This is a genomic window from Proteus columbae (assembly GCF_002777965.1).
Lineage (GTDB): Bacteria > Pseudomonadota > Gammaproteobacteria > Enterobacterales > Enterobacteriaceae > Proteus > Proteus columbae.
On the sequence record NZ_NGVR01000009.1, the window covers coordinates 59718 to 86206 of the forward strand.

At 37.8% G+C, this 26489-nt stretch carries 22 protein-coding genes; 14 read left to right on the forward strand and 8 right to left on the reverse strand.

Annotated elements, in window-relative coordinates; all coding sequences use genetic code 11:
- From rnc to acpS, 5 genes are all read left to right on the forward strand, one after another.
- Window positions 1-681, forward strand: a complete 681-nt coding sequence (gene rnc / locus CBE70_RS04365) for a ribonuclease III (RefSeq protein ID WP_069367822.1) — start codon at window positions 1-3, stop codon at window positions 679-681.
- Window positions 678-1586 carry a GTPase Era gene (gene era, locus CBE70_RS04370; RefSeq protein ID WP_023581601.1) on the forward strand — a complete coding sequence of 303 codons (909 nt, stop codon included), beginning with the start codon at window positions 678-680 and terminating at the stop codon, window positions 1584-1586. The genes rnc and era overlap by 4 nt, the downstream gene beginning before the upstream one ends.
- A gap of 9 nt (window positions 1587-1595) precedes the next feature.
- The gene (recO, locus tag CBE70_RS04375) at window positions 1596-2336 is read left to right on the forward strand and encodes a DNA repair protein RecO (RefSeq protein WP_100158382.1); all 741 of its coding nucleotides are present in this window, start codon (window positions 1596-1598) and stop codon (window positions 2334-2336) included.
- A gap of 69 nt (window positions 2337-2405) precedes the next feature.
- Window positions 2406-3137 carry a pyridoxine 5'-phosphate synthase gene (gene pdxJ, locus CBE70_RS04380; protein ID WP_100158383.1) on the forward strand — a complete coding sequence of 244 codons (732 nt, stop codon included), beginning with the start codon at window positions 2406-2408 and terminating at the stop codon, window positions 3135-3137.
- Window positions 3137-3517 carry a holo-ACP synthase gene (gene acpS, locus CBE70_RS04385; RefSeq protein ID WP_069367826.1) on the forward strand — a complete coding sequence of 127 codons (381 nt, stop codon included), beginning with the start codon at window positions 3137-3139 and terminating at the stop codon, window positions 3515-3517. Before pdxJ ends, acpS begins: the two co-directional genes overlap by 1 nt.
- A gap of 40 nt (window positions 3518-3557) precedes the next feature.
- Here the strand turns inward: acpS and CBE70_RS04390 are convergent, their stop codons facing one another.
- Window positions 3558-3818, reverse strand: a complete 261-nt coding sequence (locus CBE70_RS04390) for a YfhL family 4Fe-4S dicluster ferredoxin (protein WP_069367827.1) — start codon at window positions 3816-3818, stop codon at window positions 3558-3560.
- 331 nt (window positions 3819-4149) lie between these two features.
- On the opposite strand from CBE70_RS04390, the gene CBE70_RS04395 reads away from it, so the two are divergent.
- A complete protein-coding gene (locus tag CBE70_RS04395; protein ID WP_023581605.1) occupies window positions 4150-4785 on the forward strand; it encodes a LysE family translocator in 636 nt (211 codons plus the stop codon).
- Window positions 4786-4892: 107 nt separating this feature from the next.
- Window positions 4893-5423, forward strand: a complete 531-nt coding sequence (tadA, locus tag CBE70_RS04400; protein ID WP_100158384.1) for a tRNA adenosine(34) deaminase TadA — start codon at window positions 4893-4895, stop codon at window positions 5421-5423.
- A 7-nt stretch (window positions 5424-5430) separates the two neighbouring features.
- Here the strand turns inward: tadA and CBE70_RS04405 are convergent, their stop codons facing one another.
- From CBE70_RS04405 to mltF, 6 genes are all read right to left on the reverse strand, one after another.
- On the reverse strand, window positions 5431-5979 hold the full coding sequence (locus CBE70_RS04405) for a fimbrial protein (RefSeq protein WP_100158385.1): 549 nt from the start codon (window positions 5977-5979) through the stop codon (window positions 5431-5433).
- The gene (locus CBE70_RS04410; protein ID WP_100158386.1) at window positions 5979-7049 is read right to left on the reverse strand and encodes a fimbrial protein; all 1071 of its coding nucleotides are present in this window, start codon (window positions 7047-7049) and stop codon (window positions 5979-5981) included. The genes CBE70_RS04405 and CBE70_RS04410 overlap by 1 nt, the downstream gene beginning before the upstream one ends.
- Before the next feature lie 25 nt (window positions 7050-7074).
- Window positions 7075-7839 (reverse strand): fimbrial biogenesis chaperone, encoded by a 765-nt coding sequence (locus CBE70_RS04415; protein WP_100158387.1) that lies wholly within the window; start codon window positions 7837-7839, stop codon window positions 7075-7077.
- Window positions 7840-7869: 30 nt separating this feature from the next.
- Window positions 7870-10356, reverse strand: a complete 2487-nt coding sequence (locus CBE70_RS04420; protein ID WP_100158388.1) for a fimbria/pilus outer membrane usher protein — start codon at window positions 10354-10356, stop codon at window positions 7870-7872.
- A gap of 174 nt (window positions 10357-10530) precedes the next feature.
- On the reverse strand, window positions 10531-11079 hold the full coding sequence (locus CBE70_RS04425) for a fimbrial protein (protein ID WP_075670446.1): 549 nt from the start codon (window positions 11077-11079) through the stop codon (window positions 10531-10533).
- Between the two features lie 810 nt (window positions 11080-11889).
- Entirely contained in the window at window positions 11890-13362 is a 1473-nt protein-coding gene (gene mltF, locus CBE70_RS04430; RefSeq protein WP_100158389.1) for a membrane-bound lytic murein transglycosylase MltF, read from the reverse strand.
- A 264-nt stretch (window positions 13363-13626) separates the two neighbouring features.
- Between mltF and purL the strand changes: the two genes are divergently transcribed.
- The 7 genes from purL (at window position 13627) to CBE70_RS04465 (ending at window position 25003) form a co-directional block, all read left to right on the forward strand.
- On the forward strand, window positions 13627-17517 hold the full coding sequence (gene purL / locus CBE70_RS04435; RefSeq protein ID WP_100158390.1) for a phosphoribosylformylglycinamidine synthase: 3891 nt from the start codon (window positions 13627-13629) through the stop codon (window positions 17515-17517).
- A 690-nt stretch (window positions 17518-18207) separates the two neighbouring features.
- Complete coding sequence (locus CBE70_RS04440) at window positions 18208-19656, forward strand: sensor histidine kinase (RefSeq protein ID WP_100158391.1); 1449 nt, start codon at window positions 18208-18210, stop codon at window positions 19654-19656.
- Complete coding sequence (qseG, locus tag CBE70_RS04445; RefSeq protein ID WP_232797358.1) at window positions 19656-20696, forward strand: two-component system QseEF-associated lipoprotein QseG; 1041 nt, start codon at window positions 19656-19658, stop codon at window positions 20694-20696. The genes CBE70_RS04440 and qseG overlap by 1 nt, the downstream gene beginning before the upstream one ends.
- Before the next feature lie 11 nt (window positions 20697-20707).
- Window positions 20708-22045 (forward strand): two-component system response regulator GlrR, encoded by a 1338-nt coding sequence (gene glrR / locus CBE70_RS04450; RefSeq protein ID WP_023581612.1) that lies wholly within the window; start codon window positions 20708-20710, stop codon window positions 22043-22045.
- A 73-nt stretch (window positions 22046-22118) separates the two neighbouring features.
- On the forward strand, window positions 22119-23735 hold the full coding sequence (locus CBE70_RS04455; protein WP_100158392.1) for an NAD+ synthase: 1617 nt from the start codon (window positions 22119-22121) through the stop codon (window positions 23733-23735).
- A gap of 15 nt (window positions 23736-23750) precedes the next feature.
- Window positions 23751-24089: a nitrogen regulatory protein P-II gene (gene glnB / locus CBE70_RS04460; RefSeq protein ID WP_023581614.1), complete on the forward strand. Its 339-nt coding sequence runs from the start codon at window positions 23751-23753 to the stop codon at window positions 24087-24089.
- Window positions 24090-24355: 266 nt separating this feature from the next.
- Window positions 24356-25003 (forward strand): hypothetical protein, encoded by a 648-nt coding sequence (locus tag CBE70_RS04465; RefSeq protein ID WP_100158393.1) that lies wholly within the window; start codon window positions 24356-24358, stop codon window positions 25001-25003.
- A 94-nt stretch (window positions 25004-25097) separates the two neighbouring features.
- Here CBE70_RS04465 and hmpA read toward each other — a convergent pair whose 3' ends face one another.
- Window positions 25098-26297 carry an NO-inducible flavohemoprotein gene (gene hmpA, locus CBE70_RS04470; protein WP_100158394.1) on the reverse strand — a complete coding sequence of 400 codons (1200 nt, stop codon included), beginning with the start codon at window positions 26295-26297 and terminating at the stop codon, window positions 25098-25100.
- Window positions 26298-26489: the final 192 nt, after the last annotated feature.

Below are 26489 nucleotides of genomic sequence, written 5' to 3' on the forward strand. Positions count from 1 at the left end.
ATGAATACTTTATTAGTAAACCAGTTACAAAAAAAACTGGGCTATACTTTTACGCAAAATGAATTATTACTACAGGCTTTAACGCATCGTAGTGCCAGCAGTAAACATAATGAACGTTTAGAATTTTTAGGTGATTCAATTCTAAGCTATGTAATTGCTAACGCACTTTATCATCGCTTTCCTCGTGTTGATGAAGGTGATATGAGCCGAATGAGAGCAACACTTGTTCGTGGAAATACACTCGCTGAATTAGCGCGTGAATTTGAACTAGGCGAATGTTTACGTTTAGGTCCTGGGGAATTAAAAAGCGGCGGCTTTCGTCGCGAATCAATTTTAGCAGATACGGTGGAAGCTTTAATTGGTGCGATTTTCCTCGATAGTGATATTCAAAATATCGAAAAAATTATTTTAAACTGGTATGAGAATCGTTTGGCTGAAATCAGTCCGGGCGATAAGCAAAAAGATCCTAAAACTCGTTTGCAAGAGTATCTGCAAGGCCGTCATTTACCATTACCTTCTTATATTGTGGTACAGGTTCGTGGCGAAGCCCATGATCAAGAGTTTACGATCCATTGTCAGATAAGCGGTATCGAACAACCTGTCAAAGGGATGGGTACAAGCCGTCGTAAAGCTGAACAGGCCGCTGCTGAACAGGCATTAATACAACTGGAGCTTGAATGAGCGAAGAACAAACCTATTGCGGATTTATTGCGATAGTCGGTCGCCCAAATGTGGGAAAATCAACACTACTGAACCAATTACTGGGGCAGAAAGTTTCTATTACATCACGTAAACCGCAAACTACGCGTCACCGTATCATGGGTATTGATACAGATGGTGCTTACCAAGCGATTTATGTGGATACACCGGGCTTGCATATCGAAGAAAAGCGAGCCATCAACAGACTGATGAACCGTGCAGCAAGCAGTTCAATTGGTGATGTTGAATTGGTTATTTTCGTTGTGGAAGGTACCAACTGGACGCCTGACGACGAAATGGTGTTAAATAAATTAAAATCATTACGTTGCCCTGTTTTATTAGCAATTAATAAAGTAGATAACGTGACTGATAAAACCAAGCTACTTCCACACATTGGCTTTTTAAGCCAACAAATGGATTTTCTTGATGTTGTACCAATCAGTGCTGAAAAAGACATGAATATCGATACGATAGCAAAAATCGTACGTAAATGTTTACCTGAAGCGACTCATCATTTCCCAGAAGATTATATTACTGATCGCTCTCAGCGTTTTATGGCATCAGAAATTATTCGTGAAAAATTGATGCGCTTTTTAGGTGAAGAATTACCTTATTCTGTCACTGTTGAAATTGAACAATTCGTTACCAATGAGCGTGGAGGTTATGACATCCACGGATTAATTCTGGTTGAGCGTGAAGGCCAGAAGAAAATGGTTATTGGTAATAAAGGTGCGAAAATCAAGAAAATTGGTACTGAAGCCCGTATGGATATGGAAGACTTATTTGAAAACAAAGTTCACTTAGAACTTTGGGTGAAAGTCAAAGCGGGCTGGGCTGATGATGAACGTGCTTTACGTAGCCTTGGCTATGTGGACGATTTAAAGTAGGTAGCTGAAGTGGATGGCTGGCAACGTGCATTCGTTATCCATGCTCGACCTTACAGTGAAACGAGTTTATTACTCGATTTTTTCACTGAAAATGAAGGGCGAGTACGCATATTGTCAAAAGGTGCGCGAGGCCGTCGTTCACCCTTAAAAGGGGCACTTCAACCTTTTACTCCTTTGCTCATTCGTTGGAGTGGGCGAGGAGAAGTTAAAACACTTCGTGATGCTGAACCCATTTCTTTAGCACTACCACTGACAGGCTCTGTACTATACAGTGGCTTGTATCTTAATGAGTTATTATCTCGCGTTTTAGAAAATGGTACGTCTTATAGTGTACTTTTTTTTGAATACCTCTCCTGTTTGCAAATTCTTGCTGCCAGCGATACCACACCTGAAGCCGCACTAAGACGCTTTGAACTCGCGTTATTAACACAACTTGGGTACGGTTTAGATTTTCTGCATTGTGCAGGAAGTGGAGAGCCTGTTTCAGATTCGATGACTTATCGTTATCGAGAAGAAAAAGGTTTTATTGCGAGTTTAGTGGTTGATCATAATAGTTTTACGGGATTTGAATTAAAATCCTTAGCCAGTCGCGAATTTCCTACTATTGAAACATTAAAAGCGGCGAAAAGGTTTACTCGAATGGCATTGAAACCCTATTTAGGTGGAAAACCATTAAAAAGTAGAGAACTTTTTAGACAATTTGCCATTAAAAAATCTCCAAAGAAAAGAGCATTGATGGCAGAACAGTAATATTGTCTTTTTCTTCTCTATGGAATGTGTAAACTAAGGTAATGCAACGTTATTTTTCAGGAGAAGAGCATGTCTGATATTCTACTTGGCGTTAATATTGACCATATCGCCACCCTTCGTAATGCCCGTGGCACAACGTATCCCGATCCTGTCCAAGCGGCTTTTATTGCAGAACAAGCTGGTGCTGATGGCATTACTATCCATTTACGTGAAGATAGACGTCATATCACTGATCGCGATTTAATGCTGATAAGTCAAACGGTTCAGACAAGATTAAATCTGGAAATGGCAGTCACTGAAGAGATGATTGAGATAGCTTGTCAAACTCAGCCTGATTTTTGCTGTTTAGTACCTGAAAAACGCCAAGAAGTGACAACAGAAGGTGGTTTAGACGTTGTTGGCAATGAAGCAAAAGTTGCTGATGCAATAAAACGATTATCTTTAGCGGGTATCAAAGTTTCTTTGTTTATTGACCCTGACCATGAGCAAATAAACGCAGCTGACCGTGTTGGTGCGCCTTTTATTGAGATCCACACAGGTGCTTATGCTGATGCTGAAGATGTAATGGCTCAAGAAAAAGAGTTCGTACGTATTCGTGATGCAGTGACTTATGCCGCATCTAAAGGCTTAAAAGTGAATGCGGGACATGGCTTGCATTACCATAACGTGCAACGTATTGCCGCATTACCTGAACTTTATGAACTGAATATTGGTCATGCGATTATTGGTAGAGCAGTATTTAGTGGCTTAGCACCAGCAGTTGAAGAAATGAAACGCTTAATGCGAGAAGCGCGTCGCTAATGGCTATTGTTGGCTTAGGTATGGATATCGTCGAGATATCACGTATCGAAGATATTATAGGGCGTTCTGGTGAACGCCTTGCTCGTCGCATTCTTACCGATACAGAATGGGAAATCTATCAATCCCATAAACAGCCAATACGTTTTTTAGCTAAGCGGTTTGCAGTAAAAGAGGCTGCGGCAAAAGCATTAGGAACAGGCATTCGTTTAGGATTGGCTTTTAATCATTTTGAAGTGCGTAATGATGAATTAGGCAAACCTACGCTGCACTTTTTAGCGGTTGCCAAAGAGATGGCAGAGAAAGCGGGGATAAACTCTATTCACGTAACACTTGCTGATGAGCAGCGTTATGCTTGTGCGACAGTTATTTTAGAAAAATAACTCTCTTAGATTTATCACCCACAAAATCATTGATTAAGGTTTAGATTTTATCTGCATGGTGGATCAACACAAATTTTTCCCATAATTCATCTTGAGATTCAGTATGAGTAGGATCAGTGATGATCGTGTTAGTAATCGGACAAACCGATTGGCAAGTTGGTTTATCGTAATGTCCTACACATTCAGTGCAAAGATCAGGATTAATTTCATAAATTTCATCCCCCATTGAAATAGCATCATTTGGACACTCTGGTTCACACATATCGCAGTTGATGCATTTCTTCGTAATTAGTAAAGCCATATCAGTCACTTAATATATAAATTATTAAATTTCAGTAACTTATATCTTGCACTTATATGTTACATGTATAATTATTACTAATACAATTTAGTCATTGTATTTATTCTTATCTTAAATTTCTGCATTGTTAATGATTTTATTTTACCTATTTAATAGGTGTATATTTTGCAGAGTAAAAAACCTCGCAAGAGTAACATTTATCTTATGAGTCGTAAAATATCAGATAGACTATAAAAAAATATTTTTTATTATGGGCATATTTTGTGGTATCCCGCACACCTAACACTCTGTTATTGATGTTAAATAATGCAATAACATAAAGGGGTATTCTATGCCAACACTGTTTAATATGTGGACGTTTGCACTTCTATCCTTGGGTTTAGTGCTAACTCCGGGCCCTAATATGATTTACCTGATTTCACGCTCAATCTCTCAAGGGAAAAAAGCCGGATTTATTTCACTAATCGGTGTAGCTGTTGGCTATATTTTTTATATGTTATTGGCTGCATTTGGTATTACAGCTATTTTTATGGCGGTGCCTTATGCTTACGATACATTAAAAATTTGTGGAGCTATTTACCTTTTTTATATCGCTTGGCAATCTATTAAACCCGGTGGGCGTTCTATCTTTCATCCTAAAAAATTACTTTCAGGTAATACGACAAAGCTCTTTGTTATGGGGTTTATCACTAATCTGCTTAATCCTAAAATTGCATTAATGTATTTATCACTGTTACCTCAATTTATTAGTATTCAAAATGGCAGCGTTTTAAATCAATCATTAGTGTTAGGTAGTATTCAAATTATTATTAGCATCGCAGTAAATGCATTGATTGTTATTGCCGCTGGCTCTATTGCAGGGTTCTTTATGCAAAGGCCTCGTTGGGCACTCGTTCAACGTTGGTTTATGGCAACAATCTTAGGGGCTTTAGCTATCAAATTAGCTACAGAAGCGCGCGTAAACTAAAGTTTCATCTTGCTATCTTGGTCATAAACAATTCAAGATAATCTCTTTAGTTATCAATATAAAACAGAGTACAATGTCCCGCTATATGATAATGAAGAGATATCCTTGTGAATAAAATTAAAGATGATATTTATTGGATGCATAAAGCGATTGAGCAAGCGCAAAAAGCACAAGAAATCGGTGAAATACCGGTGGGCGCAGTATTAGTCGTTGATAATAAAATCATTGCTAAAGGATGGAATCATTCAATTATCGATAACGACCCTACTGCACATGCAGAGATTATGGCATTACGCAAAGGGGGAAAACATTTACAAAATTATCGTCTACTCGATGCAACTCTTTATATTACCCTAGAGCCTTGTGTGATGTGTGCAGGAGCGATTGTGCATAGTCGAGTAAAACGTGTGGTTTATGGCGCTTCAGATTTAAAAACAGGTGCAGCCGGCTCATTTATTGATATTTTACAGCATCCCGGAATGAATCATAAAGTTGAGATAACATCGGGTGTATTAGGTGAAGAGTGTTCACAGCTGTTAAGCCAATTCTTTAAAATGAGAAGGGCTGAAAAGAAACAACTTAAAAAGCAGAAAACCAGTCCAGTCATAATTAATACTGAACCAGCAATAAAAGAATAATTCCTGCTTACTGATAATTAAGGGTATACGTTGCTTGTGCTTGGAATGGGCCAGTTAGCAATGTTTGATTTTTCAGTGCAGAGGGTGATGCCTCAACATATGTCATAAAATTAAACTGAATACGTTTATTATTAAGAAGTCGAGTTGAGCTCGGCTTTTTTAATTGAATAACATTGCGTTGAACATCTGTAAATACAATTCCAATACTTTTAGGATCTTCAGATCCTGTGCCGACAACAGCTAGGTGATTGGGCATTGTAGGATGCTCTTTCCCATCTAGTGTGATAGTGACGCTTTTATAAATATCCTGACTGCAATTTTCTAAACTAATACTAAAAGTAACTGGTTCACTTTTTTGAAAAGTATAGAGATCTTTTGCTGATATCTGCTTGAAATCGATTACTTTATTTTCATCACCAGCAACAATGGTACAACCATGTGCAACCACAACACCTTTAAATTCCATATCGCCCCCAATAAGCTCTGTCACTGCAAAGGCTGAAGGTGAAAGTAATAATAAAAGAGAAATAGCAGATTTTGTTATTGGGTTTTCCATTACATAAACTCCGCAACTAATGTGGCATGTGCTGAAAATTCACCTTCTGTAATTTTGCTACCTGTTTTTGCAATGGGTGCTGCTGTAACTTCCCAGTTTCCTTTAAAATTATTCAGTTTTCCGACAGAAAAATATTGATTAGGTGGCACAATCGTTCCTGATTTGTCTCTTAAAACAATACCTAGATTTGTTCTATCAACAGATCCTGTTGTGCCAAGATAATTAGGGTTAAAACTAGCGATACCTGAGCTTCCAGTTTGAATTTTAAACATAATTCGACTGTTAGGATTAGTAAAGCTACCACCTTCACACTTGATTGGAATATTGCGCGTGATCTTGTAGTTTTGACCATTTAAATAGTCTGAAGTATTACCGACATTGCCAAAATCAAAGGTAATTGGAGAGCCATTATTAAATGTACATCTATCTTCCGTGGTTAATATTCCGGAACTAATCACTAATTTTGAAATTGGCTCAGGACCATATTCTTGATATAAGCCATTACCTACGCGTGCATACATTTGCGCGACAGAGTACCCAGTTAAGGATACACCATTCACAATCGGTTTTTTGAGTCTAAAAACCAAAACACCACTTCCCCCTGAATACATATTAGGTTTAGGTGATTGAGGTACGCTACATCCTTGTTGCCAATTGACATGGTTAGGTTTTTCTATAAAAGGTACAGCAGGGAGAGAGTCAGGCCCCCAAATAGAGAACTTAATTTGTACATCGACATACTCATTGAGTTCATAAAAATTGCGCCCTACATAACGAAGATCAGAGGTCGCTTTGAAATAGGTTCTTGATTGAGGAACTAAAGGATCTTTAGGACAAAAAACGGTTGCAACATAAAGGCTATTTAAAGCAAAGTTTACGGTAGCTGTTTCACCTGCTCGATTACGAGGAAACATGGTGGTATCTAAATCTACTCTAAAAATATTAGGGCCTCCAACAGTGCGAACTTCACCATGAATATAAGCAGATGCAACAACTGGAGTACATAACATTGCGCCAGTAAAAAGTAATTTTAGCGTATTGAAATAAAAATTTGCTGTTGTTAATTTCATTTTATTCCTACCGGCGTCAAGTTAATTAATATTTGGGTTGTTGTTCTTTTGGTGCAGCTTTACAGCTATTTTGTTGGCAAACAAATTTTAATTCTGGATGCCCACCGTAGTCATTTACATACATCATGTAAAATTGATTGACGTTACTGGTTTTAACTGGAATTTCCAATGATGATTTAGGCGCAACCATTAAACCAGGGAAAGTGGTTAACTTATCGCTATCTTCACCATTCAATTTATTAGAAAGCCCAATAATAGTGATGTAGTAAGGTGTTGGATTTTCGGCAATAAATTGATTACCTTGTTTTGTAAACACTAATTGATCTTGCCAAATAATGCCCGGTTTTTCAGGAATAATAGCTGTTGGGCGGTAGAATAATTTAATACGAGACTGCATTGCCATTTGCAACACGTTAGCTTGTTTGGGTGCTGGTGGAATTTCACGCACATTTAAATAAAACAGTGATTCTCTATCTTGTGGCAAAAGACCAATTTCTGCTGTTTTGGTAATTCTGACAACGCCTTTTTGGTCACCATCAAGACGTTGTAAAGGTGGTAACGCCACTAAAGGAGAAGCGATTTTTTGTCCGTGTTCATTTTCAACCCACGATTGAGCTAAAAAAGGAATATCAGGGCTAGTATTTTTTAGGTTTACACTAGCTGAGTTTTCGTTGCCCATTAGTACAATGCGAGTTCTATCTAATGACACGCCCGCTTGAGTTGTACTCACTATGCTGAGTGCAATTAATGAGCTACAAAAAAGTGTTTTGAGTGTGTTGAATGAGTTCATACAATTATCTCTAGTAATTCATTTTATTCATTAAAATCCCCGACATAATAACAATTCACGTTTTAGTGGATCGTTAATTGCGGCTGGAATTGTAATCGTACATTGGGTTTTACCACCCCAGATCACGTTTAATGATTCATTAAGGCTAACACCGGCGATATAGACTAAACCATCTTCCATCACCATTCCCATATTTTCACCGTTTTTATTGGTGATTTCGGCACCAAATGGCGGGTGTTTTTGATCGACAGTTTGTAAGATAGCCATTAGGCGCTCACCTTGGCGAACAGGGAATTTATAGTAGCCAATAGCACCTTCAGTTAATGTGGCAGAAGTAATGGCTTTGTGTGTTTCAATATCTGAATCCATTTTATCAACATCAATACGTGCATCAACATTGTTATAACTAGATAAGTCAGTTAATACCCCAATACCAAATAAATTTGTCGTTGTGCTTTGATTATTAAATGGCACGCCTGCAACTCCATCAGTATCAACCATCATGCGAGCAGTACTTGATGTCATGCTACTGCTATGTAATGCAGCACCGTGGCGTGTTGCAGTAAATCCACCTTTAACTGTTGCACCTAGTGCAACATAATTATCTTGTTGATAGCTTGCATTAGCGTTAATTTCTGCATATTGCGAACGGTGTTGATAATAACCATCAGTATTGGCTTTATTGTCTGAGCTTAAACCTGCACGGACACGCCATAGATTATTATAATTGCTATTATCAGAATAAGAGGCCATTTGGTTCACTTTTCCGTTACTATTTTGCAAGCTATAACCAATGCTCTTGCCACTTCCTAATGGAACTGAAATATTGAAAGAAATACTGTCATCGGTATTTCCTTTATGCTGAGTACGGAATGCAGATAAGTTAGTATTAATTTGCTCTATACCCATAATAGAAAAATTACGACTTACCGTAACACCATATTGCTCTTGTGTATTTTTATCCCAATAATTTTGGTGTCGATAAGAGAGATAAAGTGTTGTCGATTTTTCAATATCATCAGCCCAAAAAGTTTTGTTACCTGTAATGGTATACATCTCTTTTTCATAACCATTGTTATTAATATCGTTGTAACGCTCATCTATATATTGAGAAAAAGATCGGAATGTTTTCTCTGAAAATCGGTAACCCGCAAAAGTAATCGTACTATGGTACTCATCGAATGTTTTAGCATAGTTCAGTTTGAATGACATGCCGTTGATATTTTCATTATCATAGGTTTTGCTATAAGACTGAGTAATATCACCTGAAAGCGTACCTAAACGCCCCATATCGTGACCTAAACCTAATGACCATGCATTGTAATCTTTAGCCGTCAACAAAACCCCACCATACAGCGACCATGTGTTGTTCATACCCCATGAAAAATCGCCTTGATAAAAAACAGGGCCTTGCATTTTATGGTTGTTGAGCGATGACTGACCCATTGATGTGTTATAACGCACAGAGCCAGGGCGAGTCATATAAGGTAGATTGGCTGTTTGTACTTGGAATTCGTTTACTTTACCGTTTTGCTCTTCGACTCTGACGTTTAATTGACCTTGTACTGTATCTTGTAAATGTTTAATAGCAAAAGGACCAGCAGGTACAGTGGTTTCATAAATTAGGCGACCGTTTTGCGTTACAGTCACTTTGGCGTTAGTGTTTGCGATGCCATGAATTTCAGGTGCATAACCTTGCAAAGAAGGAGGCAACATTCTTTCATCACTTTGTATATTTGCACCTGTAAAACGGAAACTATCAAAAATTTGAGAGTTTAAATAAGTTTCACCAAGCGTTAATTTTGCTGCTTGGTTAGGTAATGGTTTATATGCGTAAATCTGATTCCAATCAAAGCTATTATTTGATGAATATTCAGATGAATAATTTCCTTGATATTCAGCACGTAGTCGCCATTCACCAAGGTTAATTCCAGCTTGCCCATACCCTGTCAATGAGTTGTTGTTATTGCCTTTATTCGGGCGAGTCGATATACCGTTTAAGGTATAGTCAACTAATAACCCAGATACACCTGCATCCCACAATTCAGGTGGTGTCCAATCCGTATCTTCATATTTCATTAATGAACGAGGCATAACAATATCGAGAATACCGCCATCGTTTTTGATAGAGATACCTGGTAGTTGACTAATATCGAAACAATCTGGCGAGATCTCTTCGATAAATTTTTGATTTTCTTCGTTAATTGTTAATTTTTTTAGAAGAGTAGGGTCAATACAAGCGATGGAATAATTAGGCTTCACTTCAACATAATTAATGTTTTGGCGAGGGAAGTCACGACCATTTATACGGATATCTAAGTAGTACATACCCGGAATAATGTAATTAGAGGTTGCAAAACGAGATAAATCGACATTATCTCTGTCTTCGGCATCTAGCATATGAATGTTAAATTCCACAGAATCATCTTGCTCGGCTTGAGCGAAAAACGCTAAGCACAATAGCAAAATGGCACAAATGTTTTTCCATATTGTGCTGTGAAAAAAAGAAATTAACATGAATAAACGCCTAATTATTAATAAAATAAAAAGTAATTAAATAATGAATATTTATTTTATTATTTTTTATTTTATTCTTATTAAGTTGAAGTGTTTTATCAAATTTAACGCAGAGGAAGTCCCCTGCGTTAATGCAGTAATTAATTATTTAATTAATTTAAATAAATAAAACGATTACTGATAATCAACTTGGAAGTTGATAACGGCTTGGAATTCACCAGGAGTTACAGTTGCGTCTGCTGATTCAGCTTGAACGTAAGCAACGAATGGGATCTTAGAAACACCATTAACTAATTGTACTGGTGTTGTTGCTGTGTTCCATTTTACTGATTTGCTGCCAGCATCCATTAAGCCGATACCAGCGCCAGAAGCTGAGCCAGATACGAAAGATGCTAAGTCTTTATTTGTTGCATTAACAACGCTTGGTGTATAGCTAACTGTAGCTGTTTTTGCTACGGTAGTATCACAGTCTTGTAATTCGATATCTTTTTTAACGTTACCTGCTTTCTGCATATTTGCTAATGCAGAAGTTGGGATTTCACTGAAATCAACAATAACAGGACTTGAAGAAGCTGCTAATCCACAAGCTGAATTAACAATTTCACCTTTTAATTGAATTTCGCCTTTAGTTGCACCAACTTTTGGAGCAGGAGTTTCAGCAGTTGCAACAGAATTAATACCAAATACTAAAGCAGCAGCTAAAGCAATTTTACTCAGTTTCATTATAGATAATCCCTTGAAGATCGTGCGTATTATTATTTATAGAAAAATAATATTAATGTCGGAATATAAAAATTGATTTGCATTATATTTCGAGTTGTTTCGAATAATGACTGGTTTATATGATATCAATAAAGGCGCTCTATTTGATATAACGTTTTGTTGATTTCCTCAATTTTCATATTTAATCTTGCCTATTCCATATTAATAGAGTTTTATGTAGGTTTATTCTTTTTATTACTCAATTTATGGGTGAAAAAGTTTATCAGGCAGATAAATTTAATAGACAATATAATTAACATTGTTTTAACTTTACGAAAAGTAATGTTATTAACATTAGGTTAGGAAAATTAATAAAATCAATTATAGATTATCGTAATATATATAATTCAATAAGTTATATGTTAATAATGACGCATTCAGGTTAATTTTCATCACGAAAAAAGTTTCTCAAAAAATAATAATCATAAAATGAATAATAACTGATGAGATAATTCCTACGTATTTAAGTTAATTTTTTCTTATATTTCACTTATTCTGATAGTCTTAAAATGACTAATTGGATTATTTTAAATACAGTTTACTCATTGGCTGAGTGTTTTGGCTAATGAGTGTTACATTTTTTAACACATGAATTTTCCCTATTTTGGGTAAAAAATGACATGATAAAATGTAACAATTTTTAATATTAAGAAAACATTAATTTAGGGATTGCTTTAATGGTTGGAGTGATTTTTGAATAATAGAAATGAAATAAATAAGCCTCTATAAAAGAGGCTATGTTGTTTAATAGGCTGTTTTTAAGTACAAAAATTATTGATAAGCCATATCTTGAGTCAATGGCAATGATGATCTTTCTTGCTCTTCATCGTTATCATTCTCTTTATCTTTAGATAATATTTTATTTTTGCTCTCTTTGGCTTGAAGGTAGCCAACAAGGCTAAGTTGATATCGTCGAATATTTTCAACATAGCGATAGGCCTCATGGCCTCTAGCATAGCCATAAGGGAGGTCTGCATAATATTTCTTTTGGCTAAGTAGAGGTAATCTTGATTTTACATCTAGCCAACTGTCAGGATCGGCATTTTGTTGCTCAGTAAGCCTTCTGGCATCAAGCATATGACCAAATCCCATATTATATGCTGCTAATGCAAACCAAATTCTTTCATCTTCAGGAATAGAATCTGGTAAGCGCGAGAGGAGATGCTTAAGATATTGCGCTCCTCCTCGAACACTCTCTTCGGGATCAAGCCTATCAGTAACACCCATACTCGATGCAGTAGGGCGAGTTAACATCATCAATCCCCTAACTCCAGTCGGTGATGTGGCATGAGGATCCCAATGTGATTCTTGCCATGCCATAGCTGCCAATAATCGCCAATCGAAAGTATCTGCATACTTTTCAAAAAGTGGTTGATAGTTTGGCAAAATAGAATCTATCGCCGTAATAAAAGAGATAGTGTCGAAGTAATCAAATGTACCTACATGACCAAAATACTTTTCTTCAAGTCTTGCTAACACATCTTCTTGAGATAATTGATTAAAGTAATCGAGCATCGCTGCATATAAGCTATTATCTTCACCATCTGGCAGATACCATGTTAGCGGACGGCTTTCAGTGACTTCAAACCCTACGGCAACATTAGGATGAATGCGTTGTTGTACTGCAACACTGATAGAATCGGCTAACACATAGGTTATTTTGCCTTCTGATAATGCTTCTAGCAGTTGTGAGGTTGTCTGATTATCTGATTCTTCCCATTCAAGCTCGGGATATTGCGTCTCTTTTAATGTTCGCAATAAACTTGCATGAGCAGAGCCAGCAGTGACAACAAGACGCCCATCTAACGTATCAAAGCTACGTGGCCTTAATGTCCCTTTACGATAAATAAGCTGTTGAGAAACTGAAAAGTAAGCAGGGCCACTGCGTGTCGTATCTAATCTCTCTTTATTATAAAGTAATCCGGCGGCGATAAAGTCAGCTTTATTATTCTCCAGATCATCAAACATTTGGTTGATATTTGTCCGCATATTAACGACAAGTTTCACGCCTAGGTAATCTGCAAAGCGTTTCACTAATTCATAATCGAAACCTACGGGGTCCTTTTTATCGTTCATCGTTATCAATGGTGAAGGTATCGTACTAATTCTTAACTCACCACGAGATAAAATCTTATTTATCTGCGCTTTTTGCCTATCTGGCCATGTAATATTCAACGCGATAATAGCCGCTGAAAAGAGCGCTATGATAACGATAACGAAATAGTTTATCCTTATATTATTCAATAGGTTGGTTCTCGTTAACGTTGTTTATTGTTGTGTGTAAAATCGTCATTTTAACATGGATAAATTTCCAGTAATCGAGCATTTTGCTTAACATATTGGCAAGACGCAACTTGATTACACCAATTAATCATTAAAACACTCTAAGTTAAATGCCGTTATTTTGTTCACGCAAACGGTTTCGTCTGAGCGGTTATTCTATTATACTAGGCGCGTTTCCCCTGAATGATTGGTCAGGTTGGCTGCTAAAAGAGAGAACTCAATACTATGGAAATCCTGCGTGGCTCCCCCGCTTTATCGGCATTTCGTATTAATAAATTACTCACTCTATGTCAGGAAAATGATCTTCCTGTACAAGGTATATACGCGGAATTTGTCCATTTCGCGAAAGTGGAAGGGCAGTTATCTGAAGATGATCAAATTAAATTACGTCAACTACTGCATTATGGGCCTTCATTAACAGAACATGAGCCTGTTGGGGAAATGCGAGTTGTTACGCCTCGCCCGGGAACAATTTCACCTTGGTCTTCTAAAGCGACAGATATTGCACATAACTGTGGTTTAGCCAAGGTTGTCCGAATTGAACGTGGTATCGCCTACTTTATTGAGTGCGGTACGATGACAGACACTCAGTGGCAACAACTTTATGGTTTTATTCATGATCGAATGATGGAAACCATCTTCCTAAATTATCAAGATGTAAATGCACTTTTTGCTGAGCAAACTCCAGCACCACTGAAAACTATTGATGTTCTTGCAAAAGGCAAAGATGCACTAGTAAAAGCGAATATCGAAATGGGATTAGCGCTGGCAGACGATGAAGTTGACTACTTAGTCGATGCTTTTAAGCGCTTACAACGTAATCCAACAGATGTTGAGCTTTATATGTTTGCACAAGCTAACTCTGAACACTGTCGTCACAAAATATTTAATGCTGATTGGATAATAGATGGTAAAGCTCAAGATAAATCATTATTTAAAATGATTAAAAATACGTTTGAGCAAACGCCTGATTATGTCATGTCAGCTTACAAAGATAATGCGGCAGTAATGGAAGGCTCTGTGGCGGGGCGTTTTTATCCTGATGCAGAAAAAGGGCATTATCACTATCATCAAGAACCTGTACATATCTTGATGAAAGTAGAAACACATAACCACCCAACGGCAATTTCACCTTGGCCGGGTGCCGCAACGGGCTCAGGCGGTGAAATTCGAGATGAAGGCGCAACTGGACGTGGTGCAAAACCTAAAGCGGGTCTAGTTGGATTTTCGGTTTCTAACTTACGTATTCCCGGATTTGAACAGCCTTGGGAAGAAGATTTTGGCAAACCAGAGCGTATTGTTAATGCATTAGACATCATGACTGAAGGTCCACTAGGTGGTGCGGCATTTAATAATGAGTTCGGTCGTCCAGCATTATTAGGTTATTTCAGAACCTATGAAGAACAAGTAAATAGCCACAATGGTGTTGAAATTCGCGGTTACCATAAACCAATCATGTTAGCTGGCGGGATTGGTAATATTCGTGAAGATCACGTACAAAAAGGTGAAATCACAGTGGGTGCCAAGTTGATTGTACTTGGTGGACCATCTATGAACATCGGTCTTGGTGGTGGTGCGGCTTCTTCTATGACATCTGGTCAATCAGATGCAGATTTAGATTTTGCCTCTGTTCAGCGTGATAACCCAGAAATGGAACGCCGTTGCCAAGAGGTTATCGACCGTTGTTGGCAATTAGGTGACGATAACCCGATCTTATTTATTCATGACGTTGGTGCAGGTGGTCTTTCTAATGCAATGCCTGAATTAGTCAATGATGGTGGCCGTGGTGGTCGTTTTGAATTACGTGATGTTCTTAATGATGAACCGGGTATGAGCCCACTTGAGATCTGGTGTAATGAATCTCAAGAGCGTTATGTATTGGCGGTATCACCTGAAAAAATGCCTCTTTTTGATGCGTTATGTCAGCGTGAAAGAGCACCTTATGCTGTGATTGGTGAAGCAACGCAAGAGCGTGAGTTAGTGCTCAATGATACACATTTTGATAATAAGCCGATTGATATGCCATTAGACATATTATTAGGTAAAGCGCCTAAAATGTTGCGTGATGTAAAATCACTTAAAACAGAAGGTGAGTATCTCTCTCGTAAAGATATCGATTTAAAAGATGCGGTTTATCGTGTTCTTCATTTACCTGCCGTTGCTGAAAAAACCTTTTTAATTACCATTGGTGACCGTACGGTAACAGGTATGGTTGCGCGTGATCAAATGGTTGGGCCTTGGCAAATTCCTGTTGCCAATTGCGCCGTTACCACTGCAACATTAGATAGCTATTATGGCGAAGCAATGTCTATTGGTGAACGAGCACCTATCGCACTGTTAGATTTTGCTGCATCTGCACGTATGGCTGTCGGTGAAGCGCTAACAAATATGGCGGGTTGTGATGTAGAAGCGCTTAATCGCATTAAGCTTTCGGCTAACTGGATGTCAGCAGCAGGTCATCCTGGTGAAGATGCGGGTTTATATGATGCAGTGAAAGCCATTGGTGAAGAGTTATGCCCAGAGTTAGGCATTACTATTCCTGTGGGTAAAGATTCGATGTCAATGAAGACACGTTGGCAAGATAAAGAGGGGAAAACCAAAGAGGTGACTTCTCCATTATCTTTAGTTATTACGGCATTCTCTCGTGTTGAAGATGTGCGTAAAACAGTGACTCCTGAATTATCAACACAAGCAGGAAACCGCTTGTATTTGATTGATTTAGGAAATGGTCATAACGCATTGGGCGCGACGGCACTAGCACAAGTTTATCGTCAATTAGGTCAAAAAGCGGCAGATCTTCGTGATGTTGAACAGTTAAAGCTGTTCTTCAATGTGATGCAAAAATTGGTCAGTGATGACAAATTGCTGGCCTATCACGATCGCTCTGATGGTGGATTATTTGTCACGCTTGCAGAAATGGCATTTACAGGTCATTGTGGCTTACACGTTGATATCAGTGCTTATGATGAAGATATTTTAGCCGGACTCTTTAATGAAGAGCTCGGTGGTGTGATCCAAATTCGTGCTGAACATCAAGAGGCTGTCGAAGCATTATTTGCTGAATATGATTTATCAGATTGTTTACACTATTTAGGTCAAGCAACAGAAAATGACGCCATTATTATCCAAAGTCGTGAAACGGAAGTTTACAATGAAAAACGCAGCACATTGCGTCTTTGGTGGGCAGAAACAACATGGCAAATGCAACGCTTACGTGATAATCCAGAGTGTGCGGATGAAGAGCATCAAGCAAAACAAGATCTCAACGATCCGGGATTAAATGTGAAGTTAACCTTTGATCCAAATGAAGATATCGCTGCACCTTATATTGCAACAGGAAGTCGTCCTCGTATTGCGGTATTAAGAGAGCAAGGTGTTAACTCTCATGTTGAAATGGCGGCAGCTTTTGACAGAGCGGGTTTTGATGCTATCGACGTTCATATGAGTGACTTGCATTCATCACGACGTTCACTCAGCGATTTTGATGTGCTGGTGGCTTGTGGTGGATTCTCTTATGGTGACGTATTAGGCGCGGGTGAAGGTTGGGCGAAGTCTATTTTATTTAATTCTCGCTTACGCGATGAATTTGCTCAATTCTTCGAACGTCAAGATACCTTATCCCTTGGGGTCTGTAATGGTTGCCAAATGATGTCAACATTATCAGAACTTATTCCGGGTGCAGATTTGTGGCCTCGTTTTGTTCGCAACCGTTCTGAGCGTTTTGAAGCGCGCTTTAGTTTAGTGAAAGTGACAGAAAGCCCATCGTTATTGCTGCAAGGTATGGTGGGTTCACAAATGCCTATCGCAGTTTCTCATGGTGAAGGTTTTGCTGAATTCCGTAATGCTGAACAATTAGCACAACTAGAAGCTCAAAATTTAGTAGGATTACGTTTTGTGGATCACTACGGTGCTCCTACAGAACAATATCCATTAAATCCTAATGGCTCTGTAAAAGGGATCACTGCTGTCACTACAAAAGATGGTCGCTCAACCATTATGATGCCTCACCCAGAACGAGTGTTTAGAACAGTTAGTAACTCTTGGCATCCAGATAATTGGGGTGAAGACAGCCCTTGGATGCGTTTATTCCGCAATGCAAGAAAACAATTTGATTAATCAAATGTAATATTATCTTAGAGATAAAGACATAAAGCCTCTACATTGTTAGAGGCTTTATTTTATTGATAATAAAGGAATTATTTTTTATTGTGTAAAAACAGCGACATTAACTATTTTGCATGTCTCTTTTTGGCGACACTTAATCTATTGAAATATAAGTAATTATTAAATTTAGGGTAACTCTGTCTGGATATGGAGACAGCTTGGTTGTTTTATAACTAGATAAAAAAGAGTTATAAATAAAATATCAGAGAGGTGTTTTTATTTTTTGTTTATTTTCAGTTTGTTAAGTGATTGTTTTAAAAGTTGGCACGCCTTGTGCATTATATAAATCAGTTGCTCATTCAACTTTTTATGTCGGTCCACAATATGGGTGGGAACATACCACATAAGCCAGGAATGACGCCAGAGTAAGGTGCCTACCGTCCAACATCATGATACTCGTCTTCGGACTTTATCAAACACAGGGCGACACGTGGAGTGAGGCACCACCTTCATTCTCTTTTAGAGAAAAAAGAGATGAAATATTGACGAGCGGAATATCTCAATAAGATATTCCGCTCTCCCACTTCTAGAGCCTGTCGCATTTCCTCGTTTGTATTTGTTCTCTTACCTGATTTTCCCAATGTCGGACTTTTTTCTTGTTATCAAGTCATGTAGCATCGCATTACTCTAATAGGTGTTGAGATGATTTCATTGAAAAAGTGGCGTATTTTCCCTCGTTCTTTAAGACAGCTCGTGATAATGGCATTTTGGATGGTGCTATTACCTTTACTTGTGCTTGCTTATCAGGCTTATCAAAGTCTTGATCAATTAAGTAATCAGGCTGCAATTACTAATAAAAATGCACTTGCAGATACTGAACGCAGTGAAGTGATGCGAAATCTAGCGATTGAAATGGAAGGAAACTATCGTCGATATTGTGTTTTAAGAGATAAAACCGATGATGATATGTATCAGCAGCGCTACCAGCAATACACCAAACTCTTCTCAACATTGCAGCAAACTATCATTCCTCTTTCGGCATCTAAAGAAGCTAATGTACTTAATACTTCTCTTGAAAAACTAAAATTGATCCAATGTGAAAGCAGTGAACCCACAAAAGAGATGCAACAAGCTTTAGAGCAGTTTTCTTATGCCAATAACCGTATTGTTGTATTAACCAAAGAGATTATTTTTAGTCGTGGTGAACAACTCCAAATGGCAATCGCTGAGAAAGGGCGCTATTTCGGTTGGCAAAGTCTTATCGTTTTTGTTTTTAGCTTGATCCTCATTGCATTATTTACTCGAATGATTATTGGTCCTGTTAAAGGGATTGAAAAGATGATCAATCGATTAGGTGAAGGTCGAACACTCAATAATAATTTAGATACTTTCCAAGGACCACGAGAACTACGTTCATTAGCACAACGTATTATTTGGTTAAGTGAGCGTTTAGCATGGCTTGAATCACAACGACATGAATTTTTGCGTCATATCTCTCATGAGTTAAAAACACCATTAGCTAGTATGCGAGAAGGTACGGAATTATTGGCTGATGAAGTTGCGGGTCCTTTAACTCTTGATCAAAAAGAAGTTGTTTCAATTCTCGATAATAGTAGTAAGCAGTTACAGTTGTTAATTGAACAACTGCTTGATTACAATCGTAAACTTTCTGAAGTTCCTCAACAAATTGAAGAAATTAACTTGACTGATTTAGTAAATGATGTGGTATTAGCCCACAGTTTACCCGCGAGAGCAAAAGATATTAAAACGATAATTTCACTTAATCTAACCACATGTCGAGCAGAAGCGACGCTATTATCACGAGTTATCGACAATCTCTACTCGAATGCGGTGCACTATGGTGCTGAATCAGGTAATATCTGGATCTCTAGTTATCAAGTTGAACAGAAAATAGTTATTGATATAGCCAATAAAGGAACACCAATTCCTGAGTCTGAACAAAAAATGATTTTTGAACCCTTTTTTCAAGGATCTTTGCTACGCAAAGGGGCTGTAAAAGGAAGTGGTTTAGGTTTAAGCATTGCTCATGACTGTATCAAAAGAATGGAAGGTGAGTTAAGTGTTGTTCCTTCTGACTATGCTGATGTCTGTTTTCGTATTGAATTACCGCTACTTTCTGAGATTAAATAATGCAAATCAGGTCACAAAAACAAGCATCTCCTCATCATGAGTATAAAAAAATAAATAAGAAGATGCTTGGTATTGAATTGTTATCTATGGCCCCTGCATCAACTAGAAAAATCGCATTAAATTGGAAGCAGTGTTTCTTGTTTATTATGTTTCCTCTGGTTCTTTCAGGGTGTACACCAAAGTCGCTCACTGAGACACAAGAGCCTGAGCCAGAAATCCCCGTTGTTAAACAAAAAACGATTGATTATCGTTGGGCTGAATGTAAAACATTAAGCTCATTTTATGATGAAGGCATCAATAACGCGCTTTATTGGTTACGTGCCATTGAGTGTACAAACCGCATAATGACGACAGAAGCACAACGCCAAGCCAGCCGTGTTGTCGTCACTGGTTGGGATGATGCATTTTATAAAAGTATTTTATTAGAGCGTGCTGGAATGACGATTGCCGATCGTCGAACACAATTAGTGTTATTAGAAAGCTATAAATTACAATTTCCGAGTTCTATGCGAGTTCTATTATCAACATGGATTGAGAACCAAACACTTATTCTCTCTTTAGCAGAAGAAAAGAATCGTTATCGCCGTTTAACCACAGAGACAGATAATAGAATTGATATGCTAAGAAAAGAGAATAATGCATTACAGCATGAACTAAGTGTCACCCTGAAAAAGCTTGAAAGCCTAACCCAGATTGAACGGCAGTTATCGAATAGAAAACAGAGTGGCTCTGTTGATTCGCTATCGCAAAATGAAGATTTAGCCGAAAGCGCAACAGCAACATCTACGGAAACAGAAAAAGTGAATGCAGAGAAACCTGCTGCTGAAAAACCAGCGGTTGAAAAAACGACTGAAAAACCCGTTTCGACGCAATCGATAACAGAAAAGCCAAAGGGTGAGGAAAAACAACCTCCTGCAACAGCGGTTAAACCAGAGCCTTCAAAACCAGAATCTACGAAAGCTGAGGCGGTAAAACAAGACCCTGTCAAAACTGATACTGATACACAAAGCTCAACACCGACTGAAGCAGGTTCTAAATAAGGAGAATGTGCATGGCTGGCCATAAATCAGCAAATCTTTTACTTGTCGATGACGATCCTGGGTTATTAAAGTTACTTGGTATGCGATTAACAAGTGAAGGTTTTCATATCTTCACCGCTGAAAGTGGACAAGAAGCACTAAAACTTCTCTTAAAAGAAAAAATAGACCTTGTTATTAGTGATCTCCGAATGGATGAAATGGATGGTATGGCGCTGTTTGCTGAAATACAACGCCAGCAACCGGGCATGCCGGTTATCATTCTTACGGCTCATGGCTCTATTCCTGATGCAGTGGCCGCAACGCAGCAAGGCGTATTTAGCTTTTTAACCAAACCTGTTGATAGAGACGCACTTTATAAAGCGATTGATGAAGCACTTGAGCTTGTGACTATTGTGTCAGATGAAGAGTGGTCAAAAGATATCGTGACACGTAGCCCGCAAATGCTACGTTTATTAGAGCAAGCAAAGCTAGTCGCCCAATCCGATGTCAGTGTACTTATTAATGGTCAAAGTGGTACGGGTAAAGAAGTCCTTGCTCAAGCAATTCATCGCGCAAGCCCTAGAGCGAAAAAACCTTTTATTGCCATTAACTGTGGTGCTTTACCTGAGCAACTTTTAGAGTCTGAATTATTTGGTCATGCGAAAGGCGCTTTTACAGGAGCGGTGAGTAGCCGTGAAGGTCTATTTCAGGCAGCAGAAGGTGGCACATTATTTTTAGATGAAATTGGCGATATGCCAATGGCATTGCAAGTTAAGTTATTACGTGTTTTACAAGAGCGAAAAGTTCGCCCATTAGGCAGTAATCGCGATATTGATATTGATGTACGAATTCTTTCTGCAACGCATCGTGATTTACCTAAAGCGATGGAACGTAATGAATTTCGTGAAGATCTGTTCTATCGTTTAAATGTGGTTAACTTACGTATTCCGACATTAAGTGAGAGAGCTGAAGACATTCCTATTCTTGCTAATCACTTATTAAGAGAGTCGGCTAAACGCCATAAACCTTTTGTTCGAAGCTTTTCAACTGATGCGATGAAATGCTTAATGACAGCAAGTTGGCCGGGTAATGTTCGTCAATTGGTTAACGTTATTGAGCAATGTGTTGCGTTAACAACCGCACCGGTGATCAGTGAAGCGCTTGTAACACAGGCATTACAAGGTGAAAATACGGCACTGCCCACATTTGCAGAAGCGAGAGGACATTTTGAGATGACCTATTTGAGAAAGCTTTTACAAATGACAAAAGGCAATGTGACTCAAGCTGCACGTATGGCTGGGCGCAATCGAACTGAGTTTTATAAATTGTTATCTCGTCATGAGCTAGATGCGAATGATTTTAAAGAATAACCTTTTCAGATAACGAATATATTTTTAAACTAACTTTCCTTTTATGCGGAAGATAGCGGAGAGACTAATTTTTATGAGTCGTAAACTAAAACTCACCATGGCTCAACTTAATTGGGTTGTTGGCGATATTGAAGGTAACTGCGAACGCATGTTATCTACCGTTAAAGCACAAGAAGATACCGATTTGGTTATGTTCTCTGAGTTGGCTTTATGCGGTTACTCTCCTGAAGATCTGCTATTTCGTCCTGATTTCCAACAGCGTTGTGAAACACAACTTACGCGTTTAGAACAAGCAAGTAAAAAAACGGCGATTGTTGTTGGACATCCTTGGTGGCAAAACGGCAAAATTTACAACGCACTTTCATTTTTCTATAAAGGTGAATTACAAGCGCGTTATTTCAAACAGCAATTACCTAATTATGGTGTGTTTGATGAGAAGCGTTATTTCCAACAAGGAAATGAGCGTTGTGTGGTGCCATTTAAAGGTTATCACCTAGGTTTGTTAATTTGTGAAGATATCTGGATCAATGAACCTATCGATGCATTAAAACAAGCGGGTGCTGATCTCGTTCTATCTATTAATGCATCACCTTATAACCGTGAAAAACCCCATGTTCGTACACAGCTAATTAAAGAACATTGCCAAAGAACACATCTTCCTGTGATTTACCTTAACCAAATTGGTGGTCAAGATGAGTTGGTATTTGATGGTTGTTCAAAAGTATTTGATGAACGCGGTGCTATTACGCATCGTTTAGTTGCATTTGATGAACAAACCACCATCGTTGAATTCGACGAATTGAATATTATTCCGATGGCAGATCCTGCTCCAGAACTTTCACCTTTAGCGCAAGTTTACCAAGCGTTAGTGCTTGCAACGCGTGATTACGTAATTAAAAATGGCTTTAAAGGAGCAATTCTAGGGTTATCTGGTGGTATTGACTCTGGATTAACAGTTGCTATTGCAGCTGATGCTTTAGGCAAAGAGAGTGTTCAGGCTGTTATGATGCCATTTCGTTATACTTCAGAAATGAGTATTCATGACGCGAAAGAACAAGCCGATTTATTAGGTGTTGAGTTTGATACGGTTTCTATTGAACCCATGTTTGATGCTTTTATGGCTCAGCTTGCGCCTATGTTTAAAGATACTGCCGCTGATACCACAGAAGAAAATCTACAAGCCCGTTGTCGCGCTGTTATTTTGATGGCAATGTCGAATAAACGCCGTCGTTTAGTGTTAACCACTAGCAATAAAAGTGAATCAGCAGTGGGATATTCCACACTGTATGGTGATATGGCGGGTGGTTTTGATGTGCTAAAAGATGTACCTAAAACGTTAGTTTTCGAGCTTTCTAAATATCGTAATACACTTTCCCCTGCTATTCCTCAACGCGTTATTGATAGACCACCATCAGCAGAACTTGCACCGGGACAAACAGACCAAGATAATTTACCTCCTTATGATATTCTGGATGCTATTCTTGAAGGTTATGTTGAGCAAGATAAATCTGTATCTGATTTAGTTGCAGCCGGATTTGATGAAGCAACAGTCCGTAAAGTGATAAAATTAGTCGATATTAATGAATACAAGCGACGTCAAGCCCCTGTTGGGCCACGTATTACAAGTCGTAATTTTGGTAAAGATCGCAGATACCCAATTACAAGCGGTTTTGGTCGCCACAACTGGTAATAGCAGGATAATACGATGAAAAAAATTGAAGCGATAATTAAGCCGTTTAAATTAGATGATGTAAGAGAAGCGCTCGGCGAAGTGGGTATCACGGGAATGACAGTAACAGAAGTGAAAGGCTTTGGTCGCCAAAAAGGGCATACTGAGCTTTACCGCGGTGCTGAATACATGGTCGATTTTTTACCTAAAGTGAAGATTGAAATAGTTGTCTCTGATGAAATTGTTGAAACCTGTGTAGATACAATTATGACAACGGCACAAACAGGTAAAATTGGAGATGGTAAGATTTTTGTCTTTGATGTGAGTCGCGTTATTCGTATTCGTACTGGCGAACAAGACGAAGAGGCTATTTAGTTATTAATTAAATTAAGCCAAATAATTATATTATTCATTTTTATTAAAGCCCGATATTTTTTAATCAAATATCGGGTTTTTTCTTTTTTTTTGCGCATAATTAATTTTTTAATGTTTTGCCTATAATGCTATTTATATCTTATACAAGTCTATTGATGATGCTGAGCAATTTATTTTACTATTTTTTATGAACTTTAAGGCACAAAATGTTATTCAATAACTTTTAAGGAAAGTTATTATCATCAATATTAAAAAATCATTAAGGTATGGGCAAAATAGTGTTTAATTATTTATTAAAGCGTCTCGCTTTATTTTTATGTGCAGCAGTGTTAATCGCTATCACTACGGGATTTATTTTTCTTGATATTTTGGTTCTTGATAATGGTATTTCTGAAACGTCGATAACTGAATTAGGTCAAGAAATTATTGTTGCCATTATTTGTTTATTCTTTTTTGTTAAAGCTTGCCAAAGAAGTGAACAACAGGGCGCGTTCACGCTTATTTTGGGCTTTTTCTTGTGTATTTTAATTCGCGAGTTAGACGGTGTATTTGATCAGATTGCACACGGATCTTGGGTTTGGTTTGCTCTAACGGTAACGTTTATTTGTATTGCTATTGCCATTAGAGAAGGAAAGAAAACGTTAAAAGGTTTAATTCACTTTATTACTCATCCAAGCCATGGAATGTTAGTTGCTGGTTTATTATGTGTTTTACTGTTCTCTCGTTTATTTGGCATGGGAATACTTTGGCATAAATTATTAGGTGAGGATTATAACCGCGCTGTTAAAAACATGGTGGAAGAGGGCTGTGAATTATTTGGTTATACGCTCTGTTTAATTAGTGTTATTTGGTACGGTTTTTCTGCTAAAGATCATGTTATTCCTGCCACGATTGAAAATAAATATCGATCATAAAAAGGCAGTGAAATAACCAATAAAAGCGCTGATAAATATAACTCTATCAGCGCTTTTTTATTCAATCTACATTTGGACGTTAATGAAAGTATTTTTACTGTAAATCTTGTGTAATAACAGCATGAGGACCAAAGCATTCATAATGAAGTTTTTCACTATTAATACCTAATTCAATAAGTTGCTTAGCAACAGATTGCATAAAAGGTAATGGGCCACAAAAATAGAAATGCATATCAGGAATAGTTAGCCAATCTTCAACTTGTTTTAATGTCATTAAGCCTTCGAATTGATAATCTTTATTTTGTACGTCTTCAGTACGTGGCGTGCGATACCATATCGCTTGTTGATAATGTGAAAGTTGATTGCCAGCTTGATTAACTTCATCTTTAAAAGCATGGACACCACCATGTTCAGCCGCATGTAACCAATTAATATTAGCTTGATGAGTTGAAAGCGTGTGTAACATAGACAGCATTGGTGTAAAACCCACACCTGCTGAAATTAAGGTTACTGGTGTTGTTGGTGACACATCTAAATAGAAATCGCCCCCTGGTGCGGCAACTTGTAAAGTATCACCTTCTTGAATATGGTCATGAAGAAAATTCGATAAAATACCTTTATCTTCGCGTTTTACTGCGATGCGATAGGTTTTATTATTTGAAGATTGAGTTAATGAATATTGACGTATTTCTTGGTTTTCAAGATGTTCATCACGGATATAAATACTTAAATATTGTCCTGCTTGATAAGGAGTAACAGCAAGTCCATCTTCAGGCTCTAATTCAAAACTGGTAATTACATCACTTTGTTTTATTTTATGTTTAACTTTAAAGTTTCGTAATCCTCTCCAACCTCCGTTTGTTTGTTCTTTTTGTTGATAAATTTGCTCTTCGCGATTGATAAAGACATCAGCCAATATTTGATAAGCCGCCCCCCAAGCATCTAACACTTCTTGCCCAGGACTAAACATCTCATCAATTGTTGCTAATAAATTTTCACCGACGATGGGATAGTGTTCAGGAAGAATATTTAAACTGACGTGTTTTTGTGCGATTTTTTCAACGGCAGGCAAAATGGTGGCTAAGTTTTCAATATTCGTTGCATAAGCGCATATCGCATTAAATAAGGCTTCACGTTGTGCACCACTGCTTTGATGGCTCATGGTGAAAATATCTTTTAACTCTGGATGGCGAGAAAACATTCGATCATAAAAATGGGCGGTTAATGCAGGGCCTGTTTTAGCAATGAGAGGAATTGTTGATTTAATTGTCGCGATAGTTTGTGCATCTAACATAATTGCTCCTGAAAAATTTTCAGTTTATTGTGAATTTTTATAAATTGCATTTTATATGCAACTTATCTCTTTTTGAGTATTTTGTAAATCTCCGTTTTTATTTTTTAACAAAAAATCTCAATTCTTAGAGAATGATGCGGGGTGTTTGCAAAATAAAGCGAGATGCACCTCAAAAAGAGGAATAAGCACAGG

Coding starts and splice junctions, on each gene's coding strand:
- qseG (WP_232797358.1), top strand. CDS start 19,656: ATGCAAATCAGGTCACAAAAACAAGCATCTCCTCATCATGAGTATAAA.
- CBE70_RS04465 (WP_100158393.1), top strand. CDS start 24,356: ATGGGCAAAATAGTGTTTAATTATTTATTAAAGCGTCTCGCTTTATTT.
- CBE70_RS04405 (WP_100158385.1), bottom strand. CDS start 5,979: ATGGAAAACCCAATAACAAAATCTGCTATTTCTCTTTTATTATTACTT.
- CBE70_RS04395 (WP_023581605.1), top strand. CDS start 4,150: ATGCCAACACTGTTTAATATGTGGACGTTTGCACTTCTATCCTTGGGT.
- CBE70_RS04440 (WP_100158391.1), top strand. CDS start 18,208: ATGATTTCATTGAAAAAGTGGCGTATTTTCCCTCGTTCTTTAAGACAG.
- CBE70_RS04410 (WP_100158386.1), bottom strand. CDS start 7,049: ATGAAATTAACAACAGCAAATTTTTATTTCAATACGCTAAAATTACTT.
- CBE70_RS04425 (WP_075670446.1), bottom strand. CDS start 11,079: ATGAAACTGAGTAAAATTGCTTTAGCTGCTGCTTTAGTATTTGGTATT.
- CBE70_RS04390 (WP_069367827.1), bottom strand. CDS start 3,818: ATGGCTTTACTAATTACGAAGAAATGCATCAACTGCGATATGTGTGAA.
- era (WP_023581601.1), top strand. CDS start 678: ATGAGCGAAGAACAAACCTATTGCGGATTTATTGCGATAGTCGGTCGC.
- purL (WP_100158390.1), top strand. CDS start 13,627: ATGGAAATCCTGCGTGGCTCCCCCGCTTTATCGGCATTTCGTATTAAT.
- rnc (WP_069367822.1), top strand. CDS start 1: ATGAATACTTTATTAGTAAACCAGTTACAAAAAAAACTGGGCTATACT.
- hmpA (WP_100158394.1), bottom strand. CDS start 26,297: ATGTTAGATGCACAAACTATCGCGACAATTAAATCAACAATTCCTCTC.
- CBE70_RS04420 (WP_100158388.1), bottom strand. CDS start 10,356: ATGTTAATTTCTTTTTTTCACAGCACAATATGGAAAAACATTTGTGCC.
- CBE70_RS04415 (WP_100158387.1), bottom strand. CDS start 7,839: ATGAACTCATTCAACACACTCAAAACACTTTTTTGTAGCTCATTAATT.
- pdxJ (WP_100158383.1), top strand. CDS start 2,406: ATGTCTGATATTCTACTTGGCGTTAATATTGACCATATCGCCACCCTT.
- glrR (WP_023581612.1), top strand. CDS start 20,708: ATGGCTGGCCATAAATCAGCAAATCTTTTACTTGTCGATGACGATCCT.
- glnB (WP_023581614.1), top strand. CDS start 23,751: ATGAAAAAAATTGAAGCGATAATTAAGCCGTTTAAATTAGATGATGTA.
- CBE70_RS04455 (WP_100158392.1), top strand. CDS start 22,119: ATGAGTCGTAAACTAAAACTCACCATGGCTCAACTTAATTGGGTTGTT.
- acpS (WP_069367826.1), top strand. CDS start 3,137: ATGGCTATTGTTGGCTTAGGTATGGATATCGTCGAGATATCACGTATC.